Source organism: Sphingomonas sp. Root241 (genome assembly GCF_001428865.1).
Lineage (GTDB): Bacteria > Pseudomonadota > Alphaproteobacteria > Sphingomonadales > Sphingomonadaceae > Sphingomonas.
Genome location: NZ_LMIV01000001.1, coordinates 627,805 through 643,536 on the forward strand (window position 1 = coordinate 627,805; position 15,732 = coordinate 643,536).

The 15,732-nt window shown below is 67.0% G+C and carries 16 protein-coding genes; 6 read left to right on the forward strand and 10 right to left on the reverse strand.

Annotated elements, in window-relative coordinates:
- Positions 1-19 precede the first annotated feature (19 nt).
- Entirely contained in the window at positions 20-1,402 is a 1,383-nt protein-coding gene (locus tag ASE13_RS03085) for a hypothetical protein (protein ID WP_056611272.1), read from the forward strand.
- A gap of 9 nt (positions 1,403-1,411) precedes the next feature.
- On the opposite strand, the gene ASE13_RS03090 is transcribed toward ASE13_RS03085, so the two are convergent.
- The 7 genes from ASE13_RS03090 to ASE13_RS03120 form a co-directional block, all read right to left on the reverse strand.
- Positions 1,412-1,870 carry a hypothetical protein gene (locus ASE13_RS03090; protein WP_056611276.1) on the reverse strand — a complete coding sequence of 153 codons (459 nt, stop codon included), beginning with the start codon at positions 1,868-1,870 and terminating at the stop codon, positions 1,412-1,414.
- 222 nt (positions 1,871-2,092) lie between these two features.
- A complete protein-coding gene (locus ASE13_RS03095) occupies positions 2,093-2,647 on the reverse strand; it encodes a DUF3617 domain-containing protein (RefSeq protein ID WP_056611280.1) in 555 nt (184 codons plus the stop codon).
- A gap of 73 nt (positions 2,648-2,720) precedes the next feature.
- Positions 2,721-3,422, reverse strand: a complete 702-nt coding sequence (locus ASE13_RS03100; RefSeq protein ID WP_056611283.1) for an NTP transferase domain-containing protein — start codon at positions 3,420-3,422, stop codon at positions 2,721-2,723.
- 3 nt (positions 3,423-3,425) lie between these two features.
- Positions 3,426-4,517 carry an inositol-3-phosphate synthase gene (locus tag ASE13_RS03105; protein ID WP_056611286.1) on the reverse strand — a complete coding sequence of 364 codons (1,092 nt, stop codon included), beginning with the start codon at positions 4,515-4,517 and terminating at the stop codon, positions 3,426-3,428.
- Between the two features lie 6 nt (positions 4,518-4,523).
- Positions 4,524-5,384 (reverse strand): CDP-alcohol phosphatidyltransferase family protein, encoded by an 861-nt coding sequence (locus ASE13_RS03110; RefSeq protein ID WP_056611290.1) that lies wholly within the window; start codon positions 5,382-5,384, stop codon positions 4,524-4,526.
- 191 nt (positions 5,385-5,575) lie between these two features.
- Positions 5,576-6,118: a PH domain-containing protein gene (locus ASE13_RS03115; protein WP_056611293.1), complete on the reverse strand. Its 543-nt coding sequence runs from the start codon at positions 6,116-6,118 to the stop codon at positions 5,576-5,578.
- A gap of 88 nt (positions 6,119-6,206) precedes the next feature.
- Positions 6,207-6,644: a copper chaperone PCu(A)C gene (locus tag ASE13_RS03120; RefSeq protein WP_056611295.1), complete on the reverse strand. Its 438-nt coding sequence runs from the start codon at positions 6,642-6,644 to the stop codon at positions 6,207-6,209.
- 190 nt (positions 6,645-6,834) lie between these two features.
- Here ASE13_RS03120 and dnaK point away from each other — a divergent pair, with 190 nt between their 5' ends.
- A complete protein-coding gene (dnaK, locus tag ASE13_RS03125) occupies positions 6,835-8,748 on the forward strand; it encodes a molecular chaperone DnaK (RefSeq protein WP_056611300.1) in 1,914 nt (637 codons plus the stop codon).
- A gap of 107 nt (positions 8,749-8,855) precedes the next feature.
- Positions 8,856-9,974, forward strand: a complete 1,119-nt coding sequence (gene dnaJ, locus ASE13_RS03130; protein WP_056611303.1) for a molecular chaperone DnaJ — start codon at positions 8,856-8,858, stop codon at positions 9,972-9,974.
- Between the two features lie 139 nt (positions 9,975-10,113).
- Here dnaJ and ASE13_RS03135 read toward each other — a convergent pair whose 3' ends face one another.
- On the reverse strand, positions 10,114-10,491 hold the full coding sequence (locus ASE13_RS03135) for a hypothetical protein (RefSeq protein ID WP_056611306.1): 378 nt from the start codon (positions 10,489-10,491) through the stop codon (positions 10,114-10,116).
- 123 nt (positions 10,492-10,614) lie between these two features.
- Here ASE13_RS03135 and ASE13_RS03140 point away from each other — a divergent pair, with 123 nt between their 5' ends.
- Both ASE13_RS03140 and ASE13_RS03145 read left to right on the forward strand, forming a co-directional pair.
- Positions 10,615-11,397 (forward strand): helix-turn-helix domain-containing protein, encoded by a 783-nt coding sequence (locus ASE13_RS03140; RefSeq protein ID WP_056611308.1) that lies wholly within the window; start codon positions 10,615-10,617, stop codon positions 11,395-11,397.
- Positions 11,398-11,598: 201 nt separating this feature from the next.
- Entirely contained in the window at positions 11,599-12,609 is a 1,011-nt protein-coding gene (locus ASE13_RS03145) for a tail fiber protein (RefSeq protein ID WP_056611311.1), read from the forward strand.
- 10 nt (positions 12,610-12,619) lie between these two features.
- Here ASE13_RS03145 and ASE13_RS20120 read toward each other — a convergent pair whose 3' ends face one another.
- Together ASE13_RS20120 and purB are read right to left on the reverse strand one after the other, a co-directional pair.
- On the reverse strand, positions 12,620-13,450 hold the full coding sequence (locus ASE13_RS20120) for a peptidoglycan-binding domain-containing protein (protein ID WP_200955553.1): 831 nt from the start codon (positions 13,448-13,450) through the stop codon (positions 12,620-12,622).
- A 64-nt stretch (positions 13,451-13,514) separates the two neighbouring features.
- Entirely contained in the window at positions 13,515-14,825 is a 1,311-nt protein-coding gene (gene purB / locus ASE13_RS03155) for an adenylosuccinate lyase (protein ID WP_056611314.1), read from the reverse strand.
- Positions 14,826-15,139: 314 nt separating this feature from the next.
- Between purB and ASE13_RS03160 the strand changes: the two genes are divergently transcribed.
- Complete coding sequence (locus ASE13_RS03160) at positions 15,140-15,670, forward strand: hypothetical protein (protein WP_235536822.1); 531 nt, start codon at positions 15,140-15,142, stop codon at positions 15,668-15,670.
- Positions 15,671-15,732: the final 62 nt, after the last annotated feature.

Genomic DNA, 15,732 nt, shown 5'->3' on the forward strand with positions numbered 1-15,732 from the left:
AGGACAGGGGAGGCAGGCCATGCAAGGGAAGCGCGCGACGCGGCTGGGCATTTTGAGCAGCGCGCTGGCGCTTTCGGCGTGCATGATGCCCTATGACGGCGGGCCGTACGAGGCGCCGCCGCCGCCCGTCTACAGCCCGGACGAGAGCCCCGACGCTTATTCCTATATCGATCGCGCGGATTCGCTGTGGGACGCGATCGGCAACGCGCCGCCCGATTATGCCTTTGCCTTCGAAGACGCCGAGCCCTGGGCTTGGGAGCTGCAGAGCGGGGATTCGATCATCGTCGAAGAGACGCCCGAGGGCATCCAGACCTATTATTTCGACCCCGAAGCGGAGGGGCCGTTCCTCGCGGTGCGGCCGGGGATGAGCTTCGGCTTTTCCGGCGAGACGGTCGCGGTGGTCTATGGCCCCGATGGTGGCGCGATGCCGCGCGCGGACGGGGCGGCGCATCTGGAGGAGGGCGTCGCGCTCTATGCGCGCGGGCGCCAGCTGCGGCGGGCGATGCTGCAGCGGCAACGGCGCGAGGTCGACAGCCAGGCGTGGATCGACACGGGCCCGCTGCTCTGGGGCAGCGTGCAGATCTGGGACGAGGGCCGCCGGCGCCATCCGGGCTGGCACCGGCACCACGAGGCATGGGAGAGCGCGCAATGGCGCCGCCGGCTCGAAGCCGAGCGGCTGCGGCGCAGCGCGCTCGCCGAACAGTTCCGGCGCTGGCGCGAAGGCGGCTTCCAGGGACCGCCGCCGGGCCATTTCCATCGGCCGGGCGCGCATGGCCCGGGTACAGGGCGGCCCGGCCGACCCGGCGAGCCGGGCACGAGACCGCCGCGCCAGCCGGGGCAATGGGGGAGGCCGGGCGGACCCGGTGCCGGGCGTCCACCGCGGCCGGATGCGGGGCAGATTGGAACGCCGCCCCGGCGCGGGTGGCGCTGGCGCGATCGGACGGCGGTGCCCGGTTCCCCGGTAGTGCGGCCCGGCGATGCGGAAACGCTTCCGCTCCCCGCTCCGGGCGCGGCGCCGACGCGTCGGCCCAATTGGGGCGGGCGCCCGCGTCCGACCGGCGGCGAGGGCGGGGCCGACAGCCCGGCACAGCGCCCGGAAGGCGCCAGTCCGCGCCCGCCGCGCCCTGATGGCGGGCGGCCCGGATGGTTCCGCCAGCGTCCGGATGCCGGGGCGGGAACGCCGGATGCGCCTTCGACACCGCGGGCGCCGCGGGGAGGTGGAATGTGGAATGGACCGCGGCCATCGCGGGACTCGAGCGCGCCACGGCCCCAGCCGCAGCGTCCCTCCAGCGAACCCCGCGCCTCTCAACCGCCGGCACCGCGCGCTGCGCCCCCACCGCGCGAGCCAAGGACTCCGATCTCGGTACAGACTGGAAAGCGGCAAGCGCCCGATCCCGAGTGAGTCCTCCGCTCAGGCCGACTTGAACGGAAGCAGTGTCTCATATTGCGCGAGCGCCGGCGCCGCGGCGATGACGCAGCGGTGGCGCAGCAGGAAGGCGTGGCGGACAATCTCGGCCTGCTGCTCGAGCCCGTATTTCTCGAAGCTCTGCCCCGGCTTGAGCGCGTAATCGTAGCGGCAGAAGGGATGGCGCTTGAGCGGCAGGAAGATACCCTTCTGATGCTGCCAGATGTGCGTCATCTCGTGGATGAAGAGGCCCTGCACGCCGATCGGCGCAGTGCTGAAATCTGGTGTGTAGATGCCGCTCTTCGGGTGGAAGTGGATCGTCCCGCGCGGCGCCATCGTGGTGTTCGCGGGCTGGAAGAAAATCCACTTGCTGTTGGCGACGCGCGCCTTCGCATAGTCGACGGCGTCGCCGAAGACCGAAGCGCACATGCGGATTTCACCTTCGGTGAGCGGGCGGACGGTCATTCCGGCAGCATGGACACCAGTAGTGCGTTTGTCACCGGAGTTTTGCCGGAAGGATGGGAAGGGTGGAGGCGGTACCTTCTTAGCCCCTCCCCTTCAGGGGAGGGGTTGGGGTGGGGCAGTGCCTCAAGCGAAAGTCTCGGTGAGACGGCCAGGCCCCACCCCCAACCCCTCCCCTGAAGGGGAGGGGCTTAAGGGTCGAAAGCTGCAGTTACGTCCTACGCGTCAGCTGTCTTCCTTGCCGGTGCATTCGCCGACGCGCTTCGATTCCATCTTCATCGACATCGTCATGTTCGTCATCGGCTGGCCCGGCGTCCCCGCGGTCTTGCTGGTCATGGCGAGCTGCAGGCTGTCGCTCGAGAAATTGCCCTTCATCGTCGCGTTCATCGTTCCGCCCGGGCCCTGCCCCTTGCAGGTCATCGCGGCGTCGATCTGTCCGTTGGCCATGCTGAAACGATCATAGACGCAGCTGTTGTTGCCGCCCGTGAGGAAATCGGCGGCGGGCTTGTTGGCTTCCTCGGGCGTGAGGCAGTTGGTGAAGCTGTGGCCTTTGGTCATCTGGGCCTTCATCTTCTCGCCCATCTCGGCGGGCATGCCGGGGAGCTGCATGTCGGTGATCGTGATGGTGCCTTCCCAGCGTCCCGGGGACATGCGCGGGGCGGCGCCGGCTGCGGCCACTTTTTCCGCGACTTGCTTGGCGGTGGCATTGGTCGCTTCGACGGAAGGACCCGAATTGCACGCGGCGAGCGCCATCGGCGCGATCAGCAGCAGGTATTTCATCGCTGTTCCCCTGTTGACGCGCAGCGGCTGCGCGTGCCGGGGGCCACCATATCGGCTCGGAGCGGCGATGCAATCAGGCGGCGCGGAGCCAGACCTCCGCCTTGTCGAGCGCCGCGGGATCGTCGACGTCGATCCAGTCGAGGTCGCTGCAGTCGACGGTCAATGCCCCGCCATAGGCGGCGAGCACCCGCATGCCTTCGGTGAGCGACGGCGCGGGGAGGCTGTTCAGCGCGGCGAACAGCGCGGGGCCGATCGCGAAGACGCCGGTGTCGAACGCGTCGTAATCTGCGAGGTGCTTGCCGATCGCGGCGATTGCCTCGCCTTCGGTGCGCACGCACGTGACGTCGTCGAGATCGACGAGGTCGCTGGTGATGCGGCGATCGATCGCGAGGCGCGCGCCGCCGCCCGCACCCGCCTGGGCGACGCGGGCGTAGAGCGCGGGCTCGACGAGATGGTCGCACATCGCGAGCACGGCGTCTTCGCCCGCGAGCGCCTGCTCGGCCGCGAGGACCGAGACGCCGTTGGGCAGGCGGTGATCGCGGGTGCGAACGGTCTCGACTGCGATCGGCCAGTGCCGCGCGGCGAGATGCGTCTCGATCCGATCGGCCTCATAGCCGAGCACCACCACCACCCGCATTAGCCCGGCCTCGGCGAGACCCGCGATCGCATGATCGATCAGCGCGCGCCCGCCGACATGGCAGAGCGGCTTGGATGGCGCCGCGGAACGAAGGCGGCTGCCTTCGCCCGCGGCGAGCAGGATGGCGGTGGTGATCATACGTCAGGCAGCGGCGATGAACGCCTCGACCGCGGTCTGGGCGAGGTCGTCGGTCATCTGCGTGCGCGGATGCTTGCAGAAATAGGCCGAAGCCGCGTCGATCGGGCCGCCCAGGCCGCGATCCTTGGCGAGCTTTGCGCAACGGATCATGTCGATCGCGACGCCGGCGCTGTTCGGCGAATCCTCGACCGAGAGACGCAGCTCGAGGTTCATCGGCACGCCGCCGAACATCGAGCCTTCCATGCGCAGGAAGCAGACCTTGTTGTCGTTCTGCCACGGCACATAGTCCGACGGGCCGATATGGACGTTCTCGTCGTCGAGCCGCTCCGCGGCGACCGACTGGACGGCTTCGGTCTTGGAGATCTTCTTCGAAGCTAGGCGGCGATGGTTCGACATGTTGAGGAAGTCGGTGTTGCCGCCGGTATTGAGCTGATAGGTGCGATCGAGCTTGACGCCGCGCTTGGCGAACAGATCGGTCAGCACACGGTGGACGATCGTCGCGCCGAGCTGCGCCTTGATGTCGTCGCCGATGATCGGGACGCCCGCCGCGGTGAAGCGATCGGCCCATTCGGGGTTGCTGGCGATGAACACCGGGATGTTGTTGACGAACGCCACGCCGGCCTCGAGCGCGCATTCGGCATAGAATTCGCTGGCTTCCTGGCTGCCGACGGGGAGGTAGTTCATCAGCACGTCGGTCTTGGTCTCGCGCAGGACGCGGATGACTTCTTCCTTGGTGGTCTCGCGGTCCTTGGCGACGACGAAGGTGCGATCGTCGTTAAAGTCGGCCATGTGCTCGGCGACGCCGTCGAGAATGCGGCCCATCTGGACCGTGGTGCCGGTCGGCTCGATGCTCTCGCAGAACACCGCGGTGCAATTGGGCTTGGCGAAGATCGCCTCGGCCACGTCCTTGCCGACCTTGCGCGCATCGACGTCCCACGCGGCCACGACATGGATGTCGCTGGGGCGGTAGCCGCCGAGGTCCCAGTGCATCAGGCCGATCGTGTCGTTGGCGCCGTCGCGATAATGCGAAAGCCCCTGGACGAGCGAGCTGGCGCAGTTGCCGATGCCTACGATCGCGATGTTGATGCTCTTCATTGGAGTTCAGGTCCTCTGGATATGTGATTGCGACGAATGTTCTGATGCCGACTCCGCGTTGCGGAGAAGGCGGGACTCGACAGTGCGGTGCCAGGTGAGGCCGACGACGAGGATCGCGGTCAGCGGGATGAGTTCGAACCAGAAAAAATAGCGCGGATTGCCGGCGAGGCAGGCGAAGAAGATCGCGTAGACGCGGACGTTCGCACTGAGCAGCGACATCAGCCGCATCGGCTTCGCGGCCCGCGCGCCATAGGCCTGGCCGAGCGCGGCCGGATCGGCCTCGCGCTGGAGCGCCGCGTCGAACAAGAAGGCGACGCGATCGACGCTGCCGGCGACCCAGTCGTAGAGCCGTACCAGCGGGTTGCGACTCGGCGCGGGCGGCGCGGAGACCAGTCCCTTGCAGCGGCGATGGAAGCGGGCGCGCTCGCCTTCGTACAGGCTCGACTGCACGGCATGGAGCACGCCGGCGGCGACCGCGAGGGCCCAGATTTCGAGCGTGCCGATCGAGGCGGCGATGAGGATGTAGATCAAGGCGAACACGCCGTGATCGCAGATGCCGTCGAGCGTGCGGCCCAGCGCGCTGGCGGTCCCGGTCGCGCGTGCGACCATGCCGTCCAGCCCATCGGCGATCAGCCAGCCGACCGAGAAGAGGAGGCCCAGAAATGCGAAGGGCCAGGCGTGCCAGCTCGCATAAGCGAGCGCGGCGAATCCGCCGAGCAGCAGCCCGATCACCGACACCGCGTTCGCAGAGATTCCGCGCGCGACGAACCAGGGAAGCAGGGCTCGCCCTGCCGGGTGAATGATCCAGAGGTTGGTCGGATCCTCGATCCGGCGATCCCGCGATCCGTCCGGGGGAGGAGATGTCATCGGCCCGTCACATACAGCGCGGGGAATACAATCATCAAGTCATTTGCGCCGAAACCGCCAGGGATTCGGAACCGTGGGAGGGAAAATGCGTTGTTCGGCGCCTCTCCCGCGCCGGTTGGCGGCGAGATTTCGCGCCTAAACCGTTAAGCCGCCAGCAATTATGACACTGCGATTCGCGGGACTGGACGCCGTTACCCGACCGGTCCTGCGATGTCGCCCAGATCCTCATGGACCATGTCGATCTCGCGGACGCCGCGGCTGCGGCGGGCGGCGTTGACGAGCGTGCGCAGTTGCTCGCGCCGGGCGCGGGCGCGCTGGACGTCGCGGATGATCAGCGGCCCATCGCGCGTCGTCTCGTCCGACGAGGTGATGCTGATCGTGCCGAGATCGGCGGTCTGGTTGATGATCGTGAAATCGATGCGCACGTCCTTGACCCGGTAGAGCTCGATGTCGTCGATCGACTTCACGATTATGCCCTTGTGGAGGATCAGCCGATCCTCGGTCACTTCATAGGTGGTCGCGAGATTCTCGAACCAGCGGGCGAGCAGGAGCAGCAGCCCCGCAGCGAGCATGATCGGGAACAGCCACGCCCAGCCGCCCACCGGCCGCTGCGCGAGCGCCCAGATCGAGCCGATCAGCCCGACGAGCATCAGCAGGATCGTCCCCCAGCCCGCAAGCGTGCCGCGAAGCCAGCCGAGAGTGGACGAACGGAAACGATCGACGGCTTCAACCATGCAGGGCCTCCCTTTGAGGGGAGGATAGCGGATGCGTGAGGGCGGGGAAGGCCAAAAATCCTCCCCCGCTGCGCGAGGGAGGATTTGATTAGTTCGGCGGAGGATCGCCGGCGCCGACGACCTGGGCCTGCAGTTCCAGCTTCTTGCCGCTGGCGAAGGCGAGGGCGAGCGGGATGCGCGTGCCGGGCTTCACGCCCGGGCCGAGATCGAACAGCATGACGTGGCGACCGCCGGGGGCGAATTCGACCTCCCCTTTTGCCGGGACGGGGAGGTCGTGGGTGGGCTGCATCGACTTCACGCCCTGATGATCCATCGTTTCGTGGAGCTCCGAACGCAGCGCCGCGGGTGTCGACACCGCCAGCAAGGTATCCGCCTGTGCCCCGCCGCGGATCGTGAAATAGGCGGCGCCGGGGCGTCCGGCGACTGCGGGCAAGCGGACCCAGGCCTTGTCCGCGCCGAGTTCGGCGGGCTTGCCGCATCCGGCGAGCAGCAATGCCGCCGCAACGATCCCTGAAATTCCACGCATCCGCTCAACTCCCGTTTCGGGAAAGTTCCTAGAATTCCACCCTTCTTGCGGCAAGCGGAAGCGCACCTATATCGCTTTCGGACGCGGTTCCCACGCCGCCTGATTTCGGGGCGAGGGGAGCCAAGTTTTTGATTTTCAACACTGAGCAATTGAACATGCATCAATTGAACACTGGGGGCCACGAGGGACCATGGCAAAAGTAATCGGTATCGATCTGGGCACGACCAATAGCTGCGTTGCCGTAATGGAAGGCGGCAAGCCCAAGGTCATCGAGAATGCGGAAGGCGCACGTACCACGCCTTCGATCGTCGCCTTCGCCAAGGACGGCGAGCGACTGGTCGGCCAGCCGGCGAAGCGCCAGGCGGTGACCAATGGCGACAACACCATCTTCGCAGTCAAGCGCCTGATCGGCCGCCGCTTCGACGACCCGATCACCAAGAAGGACACCGAACTGGTGCCCTACACTATCGTGCGCGGCGGCAATGGCGACGCATGGGTGCAGGCGGGCGGCGAGGATTATTCGCCGTCGCAGATCTCGGCGTTCATTCTGCAGAAGATGAAGGAAACCGCCGAATCGTATCTCGGCGAGACCGTGACGCAGGCAGTGATCACTGTTCCCGCCTATTTCAACGACGCCCAGCGTCAGGCGACCAAGGACGCCGGCAAGATCGCCGGCCTCGAAGTGCTGCGCATCATCAACGAGCCGACCGCGGCGGCTTTGGCTTACGGCCTCGAGAAGAACGAGAACAAGACGATCGCGGTCTATGACCTTGGCGGCGGCACGTTCGACATCTCGGTGCTCGAAGTGGGCGACGGCGTGTTCGAGGTTAAGGCGACCAACGGCGACACGTTCCTGGGCGGCGAGGACTTCGACTCGAAGATCGTCCAGTTCCTCGCGGACGAATTCCGCAAGGCCGAGGGCATCGACCTCACCAAGGACAAGCTCGCACTTCAGCGGCTGAAGGAAGCCGCCGAAAAGGCCAAGATCGAACTGAGTTCGGCGCAGACCACCGAAGTGAACCTGCCCTTCATCACCGCCGACGCCAACGGGCCGAAGCACCTGGTGAAGTCGATCAGCCGCGCCGATCTGGAGCGCCTGGTCGACGACCTGATCCAGCGCACGCTGGAGCCGTGCCGCAAGGCGCTGGCCGATGCGGGCCTGAAGGCCAATGCGATCGACGAAGTCGTGATGGTTGGCGGCATGACCCGCATGCCCAAGGTCCGCGAGATCGTGAAGCAGTTCTTCGGCAAGGAGCCGCACACCGGCGTGAACCCCGACGAAGTCGTGGCGATCGGCGCGGCGATCCAGGCAGGCGTGCTGCAGGGCGACGTCAAGGACGTGCTGCTGCTCGACGTGACTCCGCTGAGCCTCGGCATCGAGACGCTGGGTGGCGTGTTCACCCGGATGATCGACCGCAACACGACGATCCCGACCAAGAAGAGCCAAGTCTATTCGACTGCCGACGACAATCAGCAGGCCGTGACGATCCGCGTCTTCCAGGGCGAGCGCGAAATGGCGGCGGACAACAAGATGCTCGGCCAGTTCGATCTGGTCGGAATCCCGCCGGCGCCGCGCGGCGTGCCGCAGATCGAAGTCACCTTCGACATCGACGCCAACGGCATCGTCAACGTCAGTGCGCGCGACAAGGGCACCGGCAAGGAGCAGCAGATCCGCATCCAGGCCTCGGGCGGGCTCAGCGACGCCGACATCGAGCAGATGGTCCGCGACGCCGAGAACTTCGCCGAAGAGGACAAGAAGCGGCGTGCCGCGGCCGAGGCGAAGAACAACGCCGAGAGCCTCGTCCACACGACCGAGCGTCAGCTCCAGGAGAATGGCGACAAGGTCGATGCTTCGCTGAAGGGCGAGATCGAGGCGGCGATCGCCGAGACCAAGACCGCGATCGAAGGCGGCGACGCCGACGACATGCAGGCCAAGGCGCAGAACCTCGCCCAGGTGGCGATGAAGCTGGGCCAGGCGATCTACGAGAAGCAGGCTGCCGAGAACGCGTCGCCGAGCGCGGACGGTGCGGCTGCCGGAAACGAGGCGGGCGGCGAGGAAGTCGTCGATGCCGAGTTCTCGGAAGTGGACGACAACAAGGCGTAAGTGCTTGTGAAATGGTTCTCGACTTCGCTCGAACCGAACGGATTTAGGGCTGTCCCTTCCCCGTTCGTTTCGAGCGTCGTCGAGAAACATGTTTCTTTGGGGCGGGCATGACCACCGAAGTCGATTATTACGAGCTGCTCGAATGCGAGCGCAATGCGGACGAGGCGACGCTGAAATCGGCGTATCGCAAGCTCGCGATGAAGTATCATCCGGACAAGAATGGCGGGTGCAAGGATCACGAGGCCAAGTTCAAGGCGATCAGCGAAGCCTATGAATGCCTGAAGGATCCGCAGAAGCGCGCGGCCTATGATCGCTTCGGCCATGCCGCGTTCAAGAACGGCATGGGCGGCGGCGGACCCGGCCACGGCGCGCAGGATTTCGGCGCGTTCAGCGACATCTTCGAAAGCGTGTTCGGCGAGTTCATGGGCGGCCGCGGCGGGCGCCCGAACCTGCGCGGCGCGGACTTGCGCTACGACATGGAGATCAGCCTCGAGGATGCCTGGCACGGCAAGACCACCGAGATCACCGTCGACGTGTCCGGCCTGTGCGACAGCTGCTCGGGCACCGGCGCGCGGCCGGGGACGCAGGCCCATCAGTGCAAGCAGTGCAACGGCCACGGCAAGGTCCGCGCGCAGCAGGGCTTCTTCATGGTCGAGCGGACCTGCCCGGTCTGCCATGGCGCCGGCGAAGTGATCGCCGATCCCTGCCGCGACTGCCGCGGCGAGGGCCGCACCGACAAGACCAAGACGCTCAAGATCAACGTGCCGCCGGGCGTCGACGAAGGCACCCGGATCCGGCTCTCGGGCGAAGGCGAAGCGGGCGCGCGCGGCGCACCGGCGGGCGACCTCTACATTTTCCTCCACGTTGCCAAGCATCCGATCTTCGAGCGGCAGGGCACGACCTTGTTCGCCAATGCGCCGATCAGCTTCACCACCGCGGCGCTGGGCGGGGAGATCACCCTCCCCGGACTCGACGGCGAGAAGCACGTCATCAAGATCGCGCCGGGCACCCAGCCGGGCCGCGAAGTCCGCCATCGCGGCGCCGGCATGCCGGTGCTGCAAGGGCGCGGACGCGGCGACCTGGTCGTGCGGCTCGAAGTCGAGATGCCGACGCGGCTGACTGCGAAGCAGCGTGAGTTGCTCGAGGAATTCCGCTGCACCGAGACGGGCGACGAATGCCCGCAGACGAGCGGGTTCTTCGCCAAGATCAAATCGGCTTTGGGGTAAGCCTTTAGTTCGTCACCCCGGCCTTGGGCCGGGGTCCACCGTGCAGCAAACGAAACGCTCTGGCTTCCTGCTTCTCGCTATCGGCCTGGTGGACCCCGGAACAAGTCCGGGGTGACGTTTATGTGGTGGGTATTCGCTCTCACACGCTAACGCGCGTGCCGCCGAGCGCATGGAACTGCAGCGCCGCAATCGCCCCGACCGCCAGCGCCTGCACGGCGACGAACGCCATACCCAGCCCATTGGGCTGCACCAGTGCGATCACTCCGAAGCTCGCCGCGACCCATGCGAGGTTGAGCCCCGCCACGAGCTGCACCGGCCAGCCGCCGCCCTGCCGCGCCGCCCACAGCACGAACAAGGCGAACGGGAACAGCAGGATCCCGGCCTCGCGGAGCAGCGGCACCGGCAATTCGGTGAGCCCGGCGGTGGGGCCGGCCGCGGCGACGAGCAGGCCGCCCATCGCGAGGCAGGTGGCGGCATCGAACAGCAACACCGGGCGGAGCAACTGGTTGCGAGTCATGATCGTATCTCCCTTGCTTGAGGTGCTCCCAAGCATGGCGATCGGCGGACGCAGGTCGATTACCCGACAGGTAATGGAATGCGTGCGCGCCCCGCGATACCACCGATGCGAGGGAGAAATGCGATGAACACGCAGCAGGTTCGGCCCCTGGGCGAGCAGATCAAGCATTGGCGCCAGCGGCGGCGGCTGAGCCAGATGGAGCTCGCGCTCGACGCCGAGATCTCGACCAGGCATCTGAGCTTCATCGAAACGGGGCGCGCGCAGCCGAGCCGCGAGATGGTGCTGCTGCTCGCCGAACAGCTCGAAGTGCCGCTGCGCGAGCGCAACGCGATGCTGCTCGGCGCGGGCTATGCGCCGGTCTATTCGGAGCGGCCGCTCGACGATCCGCAACTGGCCCCGGCCCGGCGCGCAGTCGAGCTGGTGCTCAAGGGGCACGAGCCGTTCCCGGCGCTTGCGGTCGATCGGCACTGGCACATGGTCGCAGCCAATGCGGCGGTGGCGCCGCTGCTCGCGGGCGTGGCGGAGCATCTGCTCGAAGGCCGCGTCAATGTGCTGCGATTGAGCCTGCATCCCGAGGGGCTGGCGCCGCGGATCCTCAATCTGGGCGAATGGCGGGCGCATCTGCTCGAGCGGCTGCGGCGCCAGGCGTGGCTGACCAGCGATCCCGTACTGGCAACGTTGCTCGACGAGCTTTGCGGCTATCCCTCGGCGGAGGGGAGCGGCGATGTGGACGGGTTCGGCGAGGTCGTGGTGCCGCTCAGGCTGGACTCGCCGCTGGGCGAATTGCGTTTCTTCAGCACCACCACGGTGTTCGGCACGCCGCGCGACGTGACGCTCGACGAACTGGCGATCGAGGCGTTCTTTCCCGCCGACGGAGCGACGCTGGAGCGCCTTACCGTAAAGTGATCAAGACGGTTCATAGTCAAGCGGCTGTCGTGGAAAGATAAAATCTGCATCCGCGCGGGGTGACCAATCTCAACCACGGCGTACGCCGAGATTGTCCTCCGAAATGGTTGCATCCTGTCTTCAGCAATATTGGACGGATAGTGCGCGGCGGCGTATATCGACTCCCCGGGGGCGGCCGACGCCTCCGGGGGGACATCGTCCATGCTGGCACGACTCATCGACGCGCTGCGGCGCCTGCTCCGCATATTCGGCTTCGGCGCTCCTGCACAGCGAGACGATTCTCCGCAGCCCGAACCGCGTTTGGCCCAGCCGGCGCCCGAGCCCGCGCCCGTCGATCCTGCGGTAGCGCCGCCGGTGCAGCCGGCGCTGGCGCTTTTCCAGCTCGTTGCGACCAGCGGCGAGGTTCCGATGCGCGCGGGCGACGATCCCGCCGGCTTCACGCTTGGCATGATCCAGAGCTTCGCGGGCACAAGCGGAGCCTTTGGCGCGCCAGCCGCGGACGGGCGAATGGTGCCGGTCGCGACCAACCAGCCGCTGATGGCGGTGTTCGGCTTCAGCTTTGGCGGCGACGGCATGCATCTGGGCTTGCCCAATCTGACCGGGCGCACCCCGGTGGGCGGGGCGCAGCCCGGCATGTTCGGCCCGCAGACGCTGACGCTGACCTATCTGATCGCAGCCGAGGCGGGCAGCGGGGCGCCGCTGCTGGGAATGATCGCGGCCTTTGGCGGCAATTACGCCCCGCCGGGCTGGATGCCGGCCAGCGGACAGATGCTGCCGATCTCGGCCAATGTGCCGCTCTACCAGCTGATCGGCCAGACCTATGGCGGCAACCCCGTCGGGTTCACCCTGCCGGACCTCGACGGATTCGCGGCGATCGGCGCGGGTGCGGCGCCGGGATTGCCCGCAGTGGCGCTCGGCGGGCGCGTGGCGACGCCGGTGCCGGCGATCGGGCTCAACTATCTGATCTGCGTGACGGGGGCGGCACCGCCCGCCGGCGGGACCGGGGCCTTCCCGCAGTCCGAGGGGTTCCTGGGCCAGGTGATCGCCTATGCCGGGCCGGAGGCACCCGCAGACTGGATGCTGTGCGATGGATCGCTGCTCGATGCGGGGCTATATCCGGCGCTCTTCGCAGTGATCGGCACGCGGTTCGGCGGCTCGGGGCAGAGCTTCGCATTGCCCGATCTGCGCGGAAGGATCCTGACCGGGGCCTGACGGCCCGCGATCAATGGCCGTTGTCGCTCCAGTGCGGCGGATCCGACGCCAGCTTGATCACGCCATAGGTCTTGCCGATCGCGTGCAGGTCCTTGTTGGTGTTGCCTGAACGCGGCGTCGAGACCGTGCGCGGGCTGCCGGACTTGTCGCGGACCTTGATCGTCCCAGTCCAGCCGATCGTCATGTCGATCGCCCTGCCCTCGATATGGAGCGAAGTGAGCGAGGGCTGGAAGGCGATGCCGAACAGATCGACCATCTCCTGCGCGCCCTTTTTCGATCTTGCGAGATCGCCATGATCCCATTGGATCGCACAGCCGGCGACGGCGGGGACGTCCTTCGGCGCGACCGATCCGTGGGCGATGCGCCAGCAATAATGCATCAGGTGGGCGCGCGTGGCGTTGCGCAGCGTGGCGGTGACCCTGACGGTCGCGCCCGCGTCTCCGAGCGCGTCGATGAACGCCGCCACCTTCTCGCGAAAGGGCGGGGCGAGGGCGGAAACCGACGCGCTGTTGGGGAATCGCGCCTGATTGGCTTGCCACCAGACCGCACCGCTGAGCGGCGCCGGGGTGCCGCCGGGTTGCGGCGCCGGAGCGGTTCCGCGGGTGGTGAGCGCTTGCCACGTCCTGCCGCCGGGATCGATGCGCCCGTCGGGGCTCGCGGCGCCGAGCACACGTGACTGGAAGGCCTTGATCGCGTCGATCGTGAGCGGTCCGCAGATCCCGGTGGTGGGGACCAGCTCCTGTCCGGTGGCCGTCAGCCAGCCATTGAGCAGATGCTGGACGACGAGCACGTCGGCGAGCTCGTTGATTCCGCCTTTGCCCACCGATGCGCCGATCGCCATGGCATGCCCCCTTGTGCCCGCGCGGAGGATACGCCCGATCGCGTGTGGTGGAAAGCGGCGCGCTTCAGGCGAAGACGCGGGCGAAGATCGTGTCGACCTGTTTGAAGTGATAGCCGAGGTCGAACTTGTCCTCGAGCTCCTCGACCGAAAGCGCCGCGGTGACTTCGGGGTCGGCCTTGAGCAGTTCGAGCAGCGAAAGTTCGCCGTCGCTCTCCCAAACTTTCATCGCGTTGCGTTGGACGAGGCGATAGCTGTCCTCGCGGCTGACCCCGGCCTGCGTCAGCGCGAGCAGCACGCGCTGCGAATGGACGAGGCCGCCCATGCGATCGAGATTCTTCTGCATGCGCGCAGGATAGACGAGCAGTTTGTCAACGACGCCCGTGAGGCGGGCGAGCGCGAAATCGAGCGTGATCGTCGCATCGGGGCCGATATAGCGCTCGACCGAGGAGTGCGAGATGTCGCGCTCGTGCCAGAGGGCGACATTCTCCATCGCCGGGATGGTCGCACTGCGGACCATGCGGGCAAGGCCGGTGAGATTCTCGGTGAGCACCGGGTTGCGCTTGTGCGGCATTGCCGACGAACCCTTCTGGCCGGGCGAGAAATATTCCTCGGCCTCGAGCACTTCGGTGCGCTGCAAGTGGCGGATTTCGACGGCGAGACGCTCGATCGACGAGGCGATCACGCCAAGCGTGGCGAAGAACATCGCGTGGCGATCGCGCGGGATGACCTGCGTCGAGACCGGCTCGACGGCGAGGCCGAGCTTCTCCGCGACATGCGCTTCGACGCGCGGATCGATATTGGCGAAGGTGCCGACCGCTCCCGAGATCGCGCACGTCGCGATGTCCTCGCGCGCGGCGATCAGGCGGGCGCGGTTGCGCTTGAACTCGGCATAGGCCTCGGCGAGCTTGAGGCCGAAGGTCACCGGCTCGGCATGGATGCCGTGGCTGCGGCCGATCGTCGGCGTGAACTTGTGCTCCTTTGCGCGACGCTCGAGCACTTCGAGGAGCTTGTCGAGATCGGCGATCAGGATGTCCGACGCGCGGGCGAGCTGGACCGCGAGGCAGGTGTCGAGCACGTCCGAGCTGGTCATGCCCTGGTGCATGAAGCGGGCTTCCTCACCGACCTGCTCGGCCACCCAGGTGAGGAAGGCGATCACGTCGTGCTTGGTCACTGCCTCGATCGCGTCGATCGCGGCGACGTCGATCGCGGGCTTGGTCGCCCACCAGTCCCACAAGGCCTTGGCCGCCGCCTTGGGCACCACGCCCAGTTCGGCAAGCGCCTCGGTCGCGTGCGCCTCGATCTCGAACCAGATCGCGAAGCGGGTTTCGGGGGACCAGATCGCGGTCATCTCGGGCCGCGAATAACGGGGGACCATGCTTATACTCCGTGGACGGGCGTTGCTCGAACGCCACAGGGCAATCGAAATGCGACGAGGCGCCACCTAGCAGGGGTGAGCCGTGGCCGCAACGGCTGAAATTGGGAACAACAGTCCCAGTTTAGAGGTTCATATCCGCGAATAGCAACAGGTTTCATGCTTTGCCACCACAGGTCCGGTGAAGCAAATAACAGGAGATTAAACAGATGTTGAAGGCAGTTCTTCTAGCGACGTCTATGCTTGTTGCTGCGCCCGCCTTTGCGCAGAATAAGCCCGCGACCGAAACTACGCAGCCGCAGCAGCAAACGCCGTCCGTGGCTCAGTCCAAGCCCGAGACGCCGGCGACGACCGATGACGCCGCGCCGGGCACGCAGGGATCGGGCACGGTTGAGGAAGCCCCACCCGCCACGCCTGCGCCGGCAACCGAAGCCGCCCAGCCTACGCCCACCCAGCCGGCAACCCCGGCGCAGCCTGCGACGCCCGCGGAGCCGGGCACGGCGCCCGCCCAACCTGCAACGCCGGCCACGCCTGCACAGCCGGGTGCCACGCCGCCGAACGGAACCGCCGGTGCCGGCACGGTGCAGCCTGCGGCGACGCCGGATCAGGTCGGACAAGCGGTCGGCCGCGATTTCGGCACCTATGACAAGGACTCGAACGGCGCGCTCAACGATGCCGAGTTCGGCGCGTGGATGAGCACGCTGCGCAAGGGATCGGAGCCTGCGTTCGACCCGGGTTCGCCCGAGGCCGGCGTCTGGCTCGGCCAGGCCTTCGCGCAGGCCGATACCGACAAGAGCAAGTCCGTCGACAAGGCCGAGCTCGCGAAGTTTCTGACGCCGAAGCCGTAAGCTACCCGCGCCCCACGCATGGCGCATCTCCCGAGCGGCCGCCGGATATCTTCCGGCGGCCG